The 12,903-nt window shown below is 39.1% G+C and carries 12 protein-coding genes; 11 read left to right on the top strand and 1 reads right to left on the bottom strand.

All coding sequences use genetic code 11. The annotated features are described in order from the left end of the window. Positions 1-240: 240 nt before the first annotated feature. The 3 genes from alaS (at position 241) to cls (ending at position 5,664) form a co-directional block, all read left to right on the top strand. Positions 241-2,880 (top strand): alanine--tRNA ligase, encoded by a 2,640-nt coding sequence (gene alaS, locus IGI68_RS10040; protein WP_438732578.1) that lies wholly within the window; start codon positions 241-243, stop codon positions 2,878-2,880. Positions 2,881-3,031: 151 nt separating this feature from the next. After that, positions 3,032-4,183, top strand: a complete 1,152-nt coding sequence (locus tag IGI68_RS10045) for a cation diffusion facilitator family transporter (protein ID WP_071873805.1) — start codon at positions 3,032-3,034, stop codon at positions 4,181-4,183. 26 nt (positions 4,184-4,209) lie between these two features. Beyond that, positions 4,210-5,664, top strand: coding sequence for a cardiolipin synthase (gene cls / locus IGI68_RS10050; protein ID WP_438732580.1), 1,455 nt, complete (start codon positions 4,210-4,212; stop codon positions 5,662-5,664). Here cls and IGI68_RS10055 read toward each other — a convergent pair. Then, positions 5,647-6,060 (bottom strand): ribonuclease HI family protein, encoded by a 414-nt coding sequence (locus IGI68_RS10055; protein WP_071873807.1) that lies wholly within the window; start codon positions 6,058-6,060, stop codon positions 5,647-5,649. The two genes, cls and IGI68_RS10055, sit on opposite strands and share 18 nt — an antisense overlap. A gap of 56 nt (positions 6,061-6,116) precedes the next feature. On the opposite strand from IGI68_RS10055, the gene IGI68_RS10060 reads away from it, so the two are divergent. The 8 genes from IGI68_RS10060 to IGI68_RS10095 all read left to right on the top strand — a co-directional run bounded on the left by IGI68_RS10060 (position 6,117) and on the right by IGI68_RS10095 (position 12,903). Beyond that, positions 6,117-6,515, top strand: a complete 399-nt coding sequence (locus IGI68_RS10060) for an EbsA family protein (protein ID WP_071873808.1) — start codon at positions 6,117-6,119, stop codon at positions 6,513-6,515. Between the two features lie 9 nt (positions 6,516-6,524). Then, positions 6,525-7,214, top strand: coding sequence for a CBS domain-containing protein (locus IGI68_RS10065; protein ID WP_071873809.1), 690 nt, complete (start codon positions 6,525-6,527; stop codon positions 7,212-7,214). Between the two features lie 15 nt (positions 7,215-7,229). After that, on the top strand, positions 7,230-7,706 hold the full coding sequence (gene lspA, locus IGI68_RS10070) for a signal peptidase II (protein ID WP_438732583.1): 477 nt from the start codon (positions 7,230-7,232) through the stop codon (positions 7,704-7,706). After that, a complete protein-coding gene (locus IGI68_RS10075; RefSeq protein ID WP_071873811.1) occupies positions 7,690-8,598 on the top strand; it encodes an RluA family pseudouridine synthase in 909 nt (302 codons plus the stop codon). The genes lspA and IGI68_RS10075 overlap by 17 nt, the downstream gene beginning before the upstream one ends. A 233-nt stretch (positions 8,599-8,831) precedes the next feature. Continuing rightward, positions 8,832-9,368, top strand: coding sequence for a bifunctional pyr operon transcriptional regulator/uracil phosphoribosyltransferase PyrR (gene pyrR, locus IGI68_RS10080; RefSeq protein WP_071873812.1), 537 nt, complete (start codon positions 8,832-8,834; stop codon positions 9,366-9,368). Between the two features lie 10 nt (positions 9,369-9,378). Then, entirely contained in the window at positions 9,379-10,659 is a 1,281-nt protein-coding gene (locus IGI68_RS10085; RefSeq protein ID WP_438732586.1) for a uracil-xanthine permease family protein, read from the top strand. A gap of 17 nt (positions 10,660-10,676) precedes the next feature. Beyond that, positions 10,677-11,603 carry an aspartate carbamoyltransferase catalytic subunit gene (locus tag IGI68_RS10090; protein ID WP_438732588.1) on the top strand — a complete coding sequence of 309 codons (927 nt, stop codon included), beginning with the start codon at positions 10,677-10,679 and terminating at the stop codon, positions 11,601-11,603. Positions 11,604-11,616: 13 nt separating this feature from the next. Next, complete coding sequence (locus IGI68_RS10095; protein WP_438732590.1) at positions 11,617-12,903, top strand: dihydroorotase; 1,287 nt, start codon at positions 11,617-11,619, stop codon at positions 12,901-12,903.

A 12,903-nucleotide genomic window follows, 5' to 3' on the forward strand; every position in this document is an offset into this window, starting at 1 on the left:
TTATTCCCCATTTCTTTACAGAAAGTTTTTCATTGCTGAGAGAAAAACAAGAAACGAATAATTGGCTCCCTTGGATGAATTGGTAGAAATATCAACGCCACTCAGCGTTAACGAGTTTAAGAGGTAATGATTTGAAACATCATTGCAAACAAGGTGGTACCGCGTATCGACGTCCTTGTCTTGCAGGGTGTTTTTTTGTGTCTCAAAGAGAAATAGAATAGGAAAGAAGGAAAATAAAAAATGAAGCAATTATCAAGTGCACAAATTCGTCAAATGTATTTGGATTTTTTTAAAGAAAAAGGGCATCGAATTGAACCAAGCGCGTCTTTAATTCCCGTGAATGATCCGACGTTATTATGGATCAACTCTGGTGTGGCAACGTTAAAAAAATATTTTGATGGTTCCATTGTTCCAGAAAATCCGCGCATTACAAATGCTCAAAAATCCATTCGAACAAATGATATTGAAAATGTTGGGAAAACGGCGCGTCATCATACGATGTTTGAAATGTTAGGAAACTTTTCCATCGGCGACTACTTTAAAAAAGAAGCGGTTGTTTGGGCATGGGAATTTTTAACGTCTCCTCAGTGGCTAGCATTTGATCCTGAAAAATTATTTGTGACCGTTTATCCTGAAGATACGGAAGCAAAACGTCTATGGATTGAAGAAGTGGGGTTGCCAGAAGACCACGTGATTGAGTTACAAGATAACTTTTGGGATATTGGTGTGGGTCCAAGTGGTCCTTGTACGGAAATCTTTTATGATCGTGGCGAAGCCTTTAATGACGTGGCAGAAGATGATCCTGAAAACTTCCCTGGTGGCGAAAATGAGCGTTATTTAGAAATTTGGAATTTAGTCTTTTCTGAATTTAACCACAAACCTGATAACACCTACGAACCACTTCCAAATAAAAACATTGATACGGGCATGGGGTTGGAACGGGTCGTTTCGATTATTCAAAATGCACCAACTAACTTTGAAACGGATTTGTTCATGCCGATTATCCAAGCTGTTGAAGCCTTAAGTCATGTTAAATACGGAGATGACACTCTGACAGATACGTCATTTAAAGTAATTGCTGATCACATTCGTGCCTTATCCTTTGCAATTGGGGACGGCGCCTTGCCTTCTAATGAAGGACGCGGGTACGTATTACGCCGCTTATTACGTCGTGCTGTGATGCATGGCCAAAAATTAGGGATTAAAGAAGCGTTCTTATATAAAATGGTGCCCGTTGTCGGCCAAATTATGGAAAGTTACTACCCTGAAGTAGTAGAAAACCAAACGTTCATTCAAAAAGTTGTTCGTACTGAAGAGGAACGCTTCCATGAAACGATTAATGAAGGAATGGATATCTTACAACAAGTAATTACCGAATTAAAAGAATCCAATCAATCAGAATTAGAGGGTTCAATCATCTTCAAATTGTATGATACCTATGGGTTCCCAGTTGAATTAACAGAAGAAATCGTAGAAGAAGCTGGCTTTACAGCCGATCACGTTGGTTTTGAACAAGCGATGACTGCTCAAAGAGAACGCGCTCGTGCAGCACGTAGTAAAGAAAAATCGATGGGTGTCCAATCAAGTCTATTAACGGATATCACGGTTGACAGCGAATATGTCGGTTATGAAACCCTAACGCAAACATCAGAACTATTGGTTTTAATTCAAGATGAGCAACTCGTTGAGGGCGTCGTAACAGACGAAGCGCAAGCGATTTTTGCGAAAACCCCTTTCTATGCAGAAATGGGTGGGCAAGTGGCGGATAAAGGTGTCATCTTAACGGCAGATCACCAACTCGTGGCTGAAGTGATTGATGTGAAACGAGCACCAAATGGGCAACATTTACACCAATTACGTGTGATGACGCCTTTAAAAGTCGGAGAAACGTATCTCTTACAAGTGAATCTAGCGCATCATCATAGTGTCTTAAAAAATCATACAGCGACCCACTTACTTCATAAAGCGCTGAAAGAAGTGCTAGGGGAACATGCAAATCAAGCAGGTTCATTAGTAACCGCTGATTATTTACGTTTTGATTTCACGCATTTTGGTCAAGTGACAAGTGAAGAACTAGCTAAAATGGAACGCTTAGTCGAAGAAAAAATCTGGGAATCAATTCCGGTCGTGACGATCGAAACAGATATCGACTCTGCCAAAGAAATGGGTGCGATGGCACTCTTTGGGGAGAAATATGGCAAAAAAGTTCGGGTTGTTAATGTTGGTGATTGGTCGATTGAATTATGTGGTGGGAATCACGTAACGAATACGGAAGCAATTGGGCTATTTAAAATCACATCTGAATCAGGAATTGGTGCAGGAGTCCGCAGAATTGAAGCGGTAACGAGTCAAAAAGCCTATGAATTTTTCGATGCAGAAGAAAATCAATTACTCCAAATTGCTCAAATTGTGAAATCTTCTCAATTGAAGGAAGTCGTGAACAAAGTAGAACAATTACAACAACAAGTCAAAGATTTACAAAAAGAAAATGAACAACTATTAAGTAAATTAGCCAATCAACAAGCAGGAGATATCTTTAAAGACGTCAAAGAAGCCAATGGAATCACGTATGTCACGGCACAAGTGGCGGTAAAAGACATGAATCAATTGCGTCAGTTGGCTGACCAATGGAAACAAAAAGAATTATCTGATGTTTTAGTGCTTGCGACGGCTTCAGGTGATAAAGTTAACTTATTAGTAGCATCCAATCAAACGGCTGTCGCTAAAGGCGTGAAAGCTGGCGATTTAATTAAAGCTATTGCACCGAAAGTTGGCGGTGGCGGCGGTGGACGTCCGGATATGGCTCAAGCAGGGGGTAAGAATCCAGCTGGTATTCCAGATGCCTTAGCAGAAGCAGTAAACTGGTTAAATCAACAATAAAATAGAATGTCGAAAACTTCAAATTCGTTAGACAATCTTTGTCTGGAATTTGAAGTTTTTCATCTCAATGCTTGAATAACTGAGAATAAAGTTTGAAACTCAACCGTAGAAACGTTAGAATATAAAGAAGATAGGAAAGGGATGGCATGTAATGGTTCGTTTTTTTATTCGCCGAATTGAAAAAAAATATCAAAAAGAAGAAGTTAGAGGGAAAATCGGGTTTTTCTCGGGAGTTTTTGGCTTATTGACGAATTTTATATTGTTTCTAGGCAAATTCTTCATTGGCTTTTCTGCTAATTCGGTATCCATTATGGCAGATGCGATGAATAGTTTATCCGATACCATTTCATCTGTGATTGTTTTATTCGGCTTTAAAATCGCCGGAAAACCAGCCGATAAAGACCATCCTTATGGACATGAGCGATTTGAATATTTAACGGGACTCGCAGTCGCATTATTAATTAGTTTCGTTGGGTTTCAATTTTTAATGAACTCAATTGAAAAAATCATTACCCCAAGCGCCATTCAATTTTCACGGGCGATCTTGCTCGTTTTAATCTTATCGATTTTAATCAAAATTTATCAAGGATTAATGTACCGCTTTACTGGTCATAAAATCCAATCGCAGACACTCATTGTCAATGCCCAGGATAGTTTTAATGACGTGTACATGACAACGGCTGTCTTAGTATCCGTGCTAGTAGAACGCACGACGGGGTTAAAAATCGATGGCTATATGGGTCTTTTGATTGCCTTGTATATTTTATATAGTGGTCTTTCAATGGTGAAAGATTTTGTGAATGAATTAGTGGGCCAACGACCGACCGATAAAGAAATTAAAAAAATTGAAAATCAATTAAGTCGTTATCCGATGCTTCTTGGCTACCATGATTTATTAATTCATAATTATGGACCGCAGCAACGCTTCGCCTCTGTGCATATCGAAGTCGATAGTCGTTGGAATTTGATGAAAGCTCACGATGTCGTTGATTTAATTGAAAAAGACGTGAGAAAGACGTTAGGTGTCCATCTGGTCTGTCATCTAGATCCTGTTCCGATTGACAATCCTGAGTATCTAGAAATCCATCGCATTGTCAAAGGCTGCTTAAAGGGATTAAATCAAGATTTTCGGATGCATGATTTTCGAATTTTACCCAATAATCATTTGCAATTTGATTTAGTTGTTCCTGAAGGTAACCAAGTAAAAGAACAAGAAATTAAAGAAACGATTCACCAACAATTATCAATTTACAAAGAAGCTTATAAAATAGAAATGACCCTTGATCATCATTATTTATTGTAAAATCAGGGGCATCTGTGAGGGATATCATGGAAAATAATTGGTTTGTAGTAGGGTTATTCGTATTATTGGTTATCAATACCATTGGAGCAATTATTACGGTCTTTCGGCGCCCGCGATCGATTGCCAGTGTATTTGCTTGGTTACTAGCTTTAATTTTTTTGCCAGGTATTGGTTTTTTTCTCTATCTCTTTGCCGGGCGAAAAATAGATGATGAAATCATTTTTCGCTTGAACAGCCATCGTGAGCAACGAATTGAAGAAATCAATCAATTAATTGAGAGTCATAATCAGCAATTTCTAATCGAAAGCCAATCGAGTAGCTCAGAACTTTTAAAAGACTACTTTAATTACTCGCAAGAAGCGCCTGTGACTCGCGGAAATCAAGTCCGTATTATTACCGATGGGCAAGAGAAGTTCAAGCAATTACTACAAGATATCCAGCAAGCGAAAGCAACGATTCATCTTGAATATTACGCGATTTTTGATGATCAAATCGGTAATCAATTGTTGCAATTATTAGTAAAAAAAGCCCAAGAAGGGTTAGAGGTACGCGTATTATTTGATCCTTTTGGCGGCGGGACAACTATCCGCTTTTTTAACCCATTAATTCAAGCGGCTGGAAAAGTCTTGCCGTTTATTACAGCCCGCGACTTTATTCGTAAAACGCGACTGAATTATCACCTTCATCGAAAAGTAGTGATTATTGATGGGAAAATTAGCTGGACGGGAGGATTTAATGTTGGGGATCAATATTTAAACGTGACAAAGAAGTTTGGGTATTGGCGTGATACGCATGCGCGAATTATTGGGACAGCTTCTTTCAGTCTGCAAGAAGTTTTTATTCGAGATTGGAATGCATCGGTGACGTGTGCCGAAGATTATTTAACGTACCAACCCAAATTCTTTACTCTCCCAACGCAAGAAGAACTCGGGAATATCAGTTTGCAAATCGTGGCTGATGGTCCGAATCGTGATGATCAAGTACTAAAAGGTGGCTTTATTAAAATGATTTTGGGAGCAAAAAAACGGATTCTCATTCAAACGCCATATCTGATTCCAGATGATTCAATGATGGATGCCTTACTGATTGCTGTGCGTTCTGGCGTTGAAGTCAATATTATGATTCCATGTATGCCCGATCATCCTTTTATTTATCGTGCAACGCAATATTATGCGAGTAACTTACACAAAAAAGGAGTAAAAATCTCGATTTATACGGGAGGATTTTTACATGCGAAAGTCTTGGTTATTGATGACCATATTTCTTCGTTTGGAACCATGAATCAAGATATTCGTAGTTATGCTTTGAATTTTGAAGTGAATGCTTTTGTGTATAATCAGGAATTGACAAAAACATTAGCCGAAACATTTGAAAAAGATTTGGAACAATCCATTGAATTGACGGATGCAATGATTGCTCAACAGTCGCTATGGTTAAAAACAAAACAGTCTGTGGCTCGATTATTATCTCCGATTCTTTGATGCTAACCGTTTTTGTAACCCTTGCCGCGCTAAGTTATCGGCGCCTTTATTTTGATTTTCAGGAATCCACTGGATGATGACCAAATCAAACAGAGGCAAGCGCGCTTTTATTTCACTTAAATAACTTTTAAAATCCAGGTTATTAGTATAGTCCTTTTCAATGGTTTCTGCTAAAATCTTACTATCTGTATAAATAAAAATTGTTTCTTTTGTATGCTTTTGTTCAATTAGTTCATCAAGCAATGCGACAAAAGTAGCAAATTCTGCTTGGTGATTTGTTAAATCGGGTAAAGGAATAGTTTTTTGAATATGTAGCTGCTCGCCAACAAGAAGAATACCCCCTGCACTCGGGCCGGGATTTCCTTTAGTAGAAGCATCGATATAGGCTTTAATCATCCGACAGACCACCTCACTTATTATTATATTTCTATTATACTTCAGGAGGCGAAAGAATGGCGCGAAAATTTTACTGGCAGCCAGAATTGTCCATTGCTATTATTTATTGGTCAACTACATTTACATTCTTCTTCCTAGGTTTTATTTTAACTTTAGAAAAGTCAACTGTTTATTGGAAAAGTTTATTGGCATTTTTTTTCTTTTTTTTATTGCTTCTTTTAAGTCGCAAAAGATATCTACGTTTTTCGGAAACATCGATAACGCTCTCTAGTGTGATGCAGTGGTGTCCTGTTTCGATTCCCTACGAAGAAATCGAACAGATTCAGTGGCAAAAAAATCACTTGCTATTTGAATACCATGGAAAAAAATTTGAAGGCTATTTTTTTTCAAAAAACCAAAAAGCGTTCAGTCACCTATTGCAACAAAAATTTCCTGAAAAATTAACAGAAGTGTGAGGGATGACTATGGGAGAGCAAGCAAATATATTTTTGACAAGTTTTAATCGCATTGAAAAATGGCTAAGAGAAGAGCTGGGTAACCCTCGGAATATGGGGTTTTCGCAGATGGTGCGTCGCCTAGCAAGTAGGCCAGACTTACTCGTCAAACAGTATGAAGACGATCTTCTGCAAATTTCGCAATTACGAAATGCGATTGTTCATGAGCAAATTAGCGAAAATTTTATTATAGCCGAACCCAATCAATGGTTGGTTCATCGAATCTTGACCATTGAGACGGATTTGATGCAACCAGAAAAAGTTTTCCCGCGCTTTAGTAAAAAAGTGACCGGTTTTGAACAAACGGTTCCCTTAAACGAGCTGTTAAAAATCGTTGCACGCAAACGCTACTCTCAATTTCCGCTATACGACAAAGGACGCTTTACGGGTTTAATTACTTTACGAGCGATCGGTTATTGGCTGGCAAAAGAAAGTCTTAAAGGATCCGTTGAATTAGAGGGGAAAATGGCAAAAGATTTGATTTTAAGTGATGGAAAAGCGAGTAATTACGAATTTGTCGCACAAGATTGTCCATTGATTGTGGCACAATCAATGTTTAAAGAGAACGGGTTGTTAGAAGCCATTTTAATTACCAAAGATGGTCGACCTAATGGTCAATTGGTAGGGATTATTCGCCCAAGAGATATACTAAACATATGAGAAGAGAGTGGAAATATGCTAGCGATTTATTTTTTTATTAGTGTCATTTTAATCGGAATCGACCAATGGGTAAAATATTGGACTGTAACGAATTTAGCCTTAGGTGAAAGTCAAGACTTTATTCCGTCGGTGTTATCCTTAACGTACATCCAAAACAGAGGAGCTGCTTGGAGTATTTTAGAAGGACAGATGATTTTCTTCTTTATTATTACCGTGATTGCGGTGACAGTAATCACTTATTTACTGATTAAATATCGGAACGAACATTGGCTATTTCTTCTAGGTCTTTCTTTTGTCCTTGCGGGGGCAATCGGGAACTTTATTGATCGAATGCGTCTTGGTTATGTCATCGATATGTTTCAAACAGAATTTATTACTTTCCCGATTTTTAATGTAGCGGATGCCACTTTATTTATAGGTGTCGTAGGTATCTTTATCTATACAATTTTTGAGGAAAAGTTGAAAGGAAAACAACATGGAAAAGCAAATTAACGTAACAATTCAAGATGAGACAGGGAGGACAGATAAAGTACTGGTCGCGTTATTACCTGAATATAGTCGTTCGCAAATTCAGCATTGGTTAAAAAGCGGGGTTGTGACCGTCGAAGGAGAAGCGGTGCGCGCTAGTCGTAAAGTCGTTTCAGGAGAAACATTGGTCATTACGATTCCAGAACCGAAAGAACTCGATTTGTTACCAGAAGATTTGCCACTAGAAATTATTTATGAAGATGATGATTTAGCAGTTGTCAATAAAGGTCAAGGGATGGTCGTTCATCCTTCTGCTGGGCATCCCAATGGGACTCTTGTCAACGCGCTATTGTATCATTTAAAAAGTTTATCAAGCATTAATGACGTGATTCGTCCAGGGATTGTTCACCGTATCGATAAGGACACTTCCGGTTTATTAATGGTCGCAAAAAACAATGCGACTCATGAATCATTAGCACAGCAATTAAAAGATAAAACAACATTGCGAAAATATGTGGCACTCGTGCATGGAAATATTTCACACGACAAAGGAACGATTAATGCTCCAATTGGTCGGTCAAAAACCAACCGTAAAGTACAAGCTGTCATCGCGGATGGTAAACCTGCAGTTACACATTTTACCGTCTTAGAGCGTTTTGAGAACTTTACGCTAGTCGAGTTACAATTGGAAACGGGGCGAACGCACCAAATTCGGGTCCATATGCAATATATTGGTTTTCCTTTAGCAGGAGATCCCATTTACGGACCACGAAAAACACTTGAAGGCCAAGGACAGTATTTACATGCGAAAAAACTAGGCTTTAAACATCCTAAAACGGGTGAAGAACTCGTTTTTGAAGTGCCGATTCCCGCACAATTTGAAAATACTCTTGCAAAACTTAAGAAAATAGATTGATTTTTAAGATAAAGAATAGTATAGTTACTTTAATAAAATTAAATAGTGTCCTTTAATGTAGTCCCGTGAGGCTAAGAAGGCAGTGAAGAGAGATTGAGCTTATTTGCGAATAAGACTCGATGATCTCGTGTGGAATTTCTATGGCTTTTTGTGTAGCCATAAATCTAAAAACAGTCACTCCTACCTTAAAACGGGTAGGAGTTTTTTTATTGTCAAAATGAAGGAGGAAGAACATGAAATCAAAAGAAGTGGTCGATGCGCTAACGATGAAACGAGCAATTACGCGGATAACATATGAAATCATTGAACGGCATCAAGGAATCGAGAATGTGGTTTTAATTGGTATTAAAACACGCGGTATTTTTATTGCACAACGGATTGCACAACGATTAAAAGAATTAGAAAATATTGAAGTCCCGGTAGGAGAACTTGATATTACGTTATACCGAGATGATAAAAAACAAGAACTTGAAGAAGCGGAATTACATGATTCGAATATCCCAGTTTCATTAGAAGGAAAAGAAGTTATTTTAATTGATGATGTTTTGTTTACCGGACGCACTATTCGCGCAGCACTGGATGCCATTATGGATTTTGGTCGGCCAAAACGAATTGGTCTAGCTGTCCTTGTTGACCGAGGACATCGAGAACTGCCTGTTCGCGCTGATTTTGTTGGAAAAAACATTCCAACTTCAACGAAAGAAGAAATTATTGTGGAAATGCAAGAATTAGATGGACGTGACCGCATCGTCATCAAAACAGAAGGGTAGGAAAGATTTTATGAAAGACACTTTTAGAAATACCGAGGCCGTTTTAGACATCGGTGATCGACCAAAACCGTTTCAATGGCTTGGTTTAAGCTTACAACATTTATTCACCATGTTTGGTGCGACGGTGCTCGTTCCTCGTTTAGTCGGACTGGATCCTGGGATTGCCTTAGTGAGTTCTGGCCTTGGAACATTGGTTTACTTAACCACTACCAAAGGAAAAATCCCAGCGTATCTTGGAAGTAGTTTTGCTTTTATTGCCGCGATGCAAATGCTCATGCAAACGCAAGGTTATCCTGCGATTGCTCAAGGAGCAATGACAACGGGACTAGTTTACCTGATTGTAGCGGTGATTATTCAAAAAATTGGTGCAGCATGGTTAGATAAAGTGTTACCGCCAATCGTAGTCGGACCAGTTATCATGGTGATCGGGTTAGGTTTAGCAGCTAATGCGGCGAACAGCGCGATGTTTAATGAAGCTGGCAACTATGACTTTCGATACGTCTTTGTCGCCCTCGCTACCTTAGCATTAACAATCTTTTTCAATATGTGGTTTAAAGGATTCTTAGGCTTAATTCCGATTTTACTTGGGATTGTGAGTGGTTATATCGTCGCATTACTGGCTGGAATTGTGGATTTAAGTCTGATTGCCAATGCAAGTTGGTTCTCATTACCGAATTTTGAAATTCCCTTTGTGCAATATACGCCAACGCTCCAGTTAGGCGCTATCGTCACAATGGCTCCCATTGCTTTTGTGACGATGACAGAACATATCGGTCATTTAATGGTTTTGAATAAATTAACGAAACGTAATTTCTTTGACAATCCTGGATTAAGTAAAACCCTCGCAGGTGACGGGGCTGCGCAAATTGTCGCAGGACTTATCGGTGGTCCGCCAACAACGAGTTATGGTGAAAATATTGGCGTACTCGCAATCACGCGAGTACATAGCGTGTTTGTCATTGGTGGGGCAGCAGTTTTTGCAGTCGCTCTTGGCTTCGTCGGGAAAATGAGTGCCTTAATTTTGAGCATTCCAAATCCGGTTATCTCCGGCATTAGTTTTGTACTCTTTGGTGTCATTGCCGCGAGTGGCTTAAAAATTTTAATTGAAAACAACATCGACTTTGATCGCAAGAAAAATTTGATCATCGCTTCCGTCATTTTAGTCGTAGGGATTGGCGGACTCGTATTAGAAATTGGGACCTTCACACTCTCAGCGATGGCTTTAGCGACAGTCTTAGGCATCTTTTTAAATCTTATTTTACCAGAAACGTCTCGTAGCGAAGAAAAGTAAATCAAGGAGGAAACAACATGATTATTCAATCAGAACGCATTAGTTTAAAACATTTATTATCGGTGGAAGCTTTATCCGACCAAGAAGTGATGGGACTTATCCATCGAGGACAAGAATTTAAACGGGGTGCGCAATGGAATCCTGAGAAAAGTCAGTATTTTGCGACGAATTTATTTTTCGAAAATAGTACAAGAACGCATAAAAGTTTTGAAGTAGCGGAAAGAAAACTAGGCATTGAAACGATTGAATTTGAAGAATCAAAAAGCTCCGTTACAAAAGGTGAAACACTTTATGACACGGTCTTAACGATGTCAGCGATTGGAGTGGATGTCGCAGTCATTCGTCACGGAGATGAACATTACTACGATGAATTAATCGAAAGTCGCACGATCCAATGTGGCATCATCAATGGTGGTGATGGGAGTGGTCAACATCCTACGCAATGTTTACTTGATTTAATGACCATCTATGAAGAATTTGGTAGCTTTGAGAACTTAAAAGTGGCGATCGTAGGCGATATCACGCACTCACGTGTCGCAAAATCAAATATGCAAATGTTAAAACGCTTAGGTGCAAAAGTCTTTTTCTCTGGCCCTAAAGAATGGTATAAAGATGAATTTGAAGTTTACGGACACTACTTGCCACTGGATGAATTAGTCGAAGAAGTCGATGTGATGATGATGCTTCGTGTCCAACATGAACGCCATGGCGATGAAAAAAGCTTTTCAAAAGAAGAGTATCATCAAGAGTATGGGTTAACGGAAGAGCGTGCGAAACGTCTTAAAAAACATGCCATTATTATGCACCCAGCACCCGTTAACCGCGATGTAGAACTAGCAGATTCGCTGGTTGAAGGGATGCAATCACGGATTATTACCCAAATGTCTAACGGTGTTTATATGCGAATGGCCATTTTAGAAGCAGTATTAACAGGACGATCATAAGGAGGAAGTAGACATGAATACATTAATTAAAAATGGGAGAATTGTTTCTCACGATAACGAATTAACAACGGTAGATATTTGGATTAAAGAAGGAAAGATTCACGCAATTGGTGAATCATTTAATGCCGAGACATTTGAACAAGTGATTGACGCGAAAGGTCAATTCATTACGCCAGGATTAGTCGATGTCCATGTCCATTTTAGAGAGCCTGGTTTTACGTATAAAGAAACGATTGAAACCGGAAGTCAAGCAGCAGCACGGGGAGGATTCACAACGGTCTGTGCAATGCCGAACTTAAATCCAGTCCCAGATACTGTCGAACGTTTTGAAGAAGTCCAAAAAATCATTGATCGTGACGCGGTGGTCAAAGTCTTGCAATATGCGCCAATGACTGAAAACTTACATAGTGAAACATTAGTCGATTATGATGGTTTAACAAAAGCTGGAGCCTTTGCTTTTACCAACGATGGCGTTGGGGTTCAAACAGCGGGGACGATGTACTTAGCGATGAAAGCTGCGGCTAAAAATAATCGTTCAATCGTAGCTCATACCGAGGATGAGTCCTTATTGTTTGACGGTGTGATGCACTTAGGCAAACGTTCAGAAGAGTTAGGCTTACCTGGAATCATGAGTGCGACAGAATCTTCGCAAATCGCGCGCGACTTACTTTTAGCAGAAGAAACAGGTGTTCATTATCATGTGTGCCACGTATCAAGTAAAGAAAGTGTTCGGATTATTCGTGAAGCCAAGCAAGCAGGAATCAACGTAACATGCGAAGTTTGCCCACACCATCTCGTTTTGATGGATGAAGATATTCCAGAAGATAATGGTTATTGGAAAATGAATCCACCGCTCCGGGCGAGTGATGACCAAAAAGCACTGATTGAAGGTTTATTAGATGGCACGATTGACTGTATTGCAACGGACCATGCACCTCATAGCCACGAAGAAAAAAATCAAAGTTTTGTTGATTCACCATTTGGAATTGTGGGCTCCGAATATGCTTTCCAAATGATTTACACGCACTTTGTAAAAACAGGTGTTTTCACTTTAGAACAAGTTGTTGATTGGATGGCGATTAAACCAGCAGAAATCTTTGGTTTAAATGCTGGGCGTCTGACGATTGGCGGACCCGCAGATCTTGCAATTTTTGATTTAGAAACGGAATATGTAGTCGATGATCAACAATTTTTATCAAAGAGTATTAATACACCATTCGTTGGGTGGAAATTATATGGTGATACAACAGTGACACTCGTAGATGGTAAAATAGCATGGCAAAAAAAAGGTGGGAAATAA

It is taken from the genome of Enterococcus sp. DIV1314a (genome assembly GCF_051713805.1).
Lineage (GTDB): Bacteria > Bacillota > Bacilli > Lactobacillales > Enterococcaceae > Enterococcus_I > Enterococcus_I aquimarinus.

Bases quoted from the DNA above. Each gene is read 5' to 3' on its own strand.
- alaS (WP_438732578.1), top strand. From the start codon at position 241: ATGAAGCAATTATCAAGTGCACAAATTCGTCAAATGTATTTGGATTTT.
- IGI68_RS10045 (WP_071873805.1), top strand. From the start codon at position 3,032: ATGGTTCGTTTTTTTATTCGCCGAATTGAAAAAAAATATCAAAAAGAA.
- cls (WP_438732580.1), top strand. From the start codon at position 4,210: ATGGAAAATAATTGGTTTGTAGTAGGGTTATTCGTATTATTGGTTATC.
- IGI68_RS10055 (WP_071873807.1), bottom strand. From the start codon at position 6,060: ATGATTAAAGCCTATATCGATGCTTCTACTAAAGGAAATCCCGGCCCG.
- IGI68_RS10060 (WP_071873808.1), top strand. From the start codon at position 6,117: ATGGCGCGAAAATTTTACTGGCAGCCAGAATTGTCCATTGCTATTATT.
- IGI68_RS10065 (WP_071873809.1), top strand. From the start codon at position 6,525: ATGGGAGAGCAAGCAAATATATTTTTGACAAGTTTTAATCGCATTGAA.
- lspA (WP_438732583.1), top strand. From the start codon at position 7,230: ATGCTAGCGATTTATTTTTTTATTAGTGTCATTTTAATCGGAATCGAC.
- IGI68_RS10075 (WP_071873811.1), top strand. From the start codon at position 7,690: ATGGAAAAGCAAATTAACGTAACAATTCAAGATGAGACAGGGAGGACA.
- pyrR (WP_071873812.1), top strand. From the start codon at position 8,832: ATGAAATCAAAAGAAGTGGTCGATGCGCTAACGATGAAACGAGCAATT.
- IGI68_RS10085 (WP_438732586.1), top strand. From the start codon at position 9,379: ATGAAAGACACTTTTAGAAATACCGAGGCCGTTTTAGACATCGGTGAT.
- IGI68_RS10090 (WP_438732588.1), top strand. From the start codon at position 10,677: ATGATTATTCAATCAGAACGCATTAGTTTAAAACATTTATTATCGGTG.
- IGI68_RS10095 (WP_438732590.1), top strand. From the start codon at position 11,617: ATGAATACATTAATTAAAAATGGGAGAATTGTTTCTCACGATAACGAA.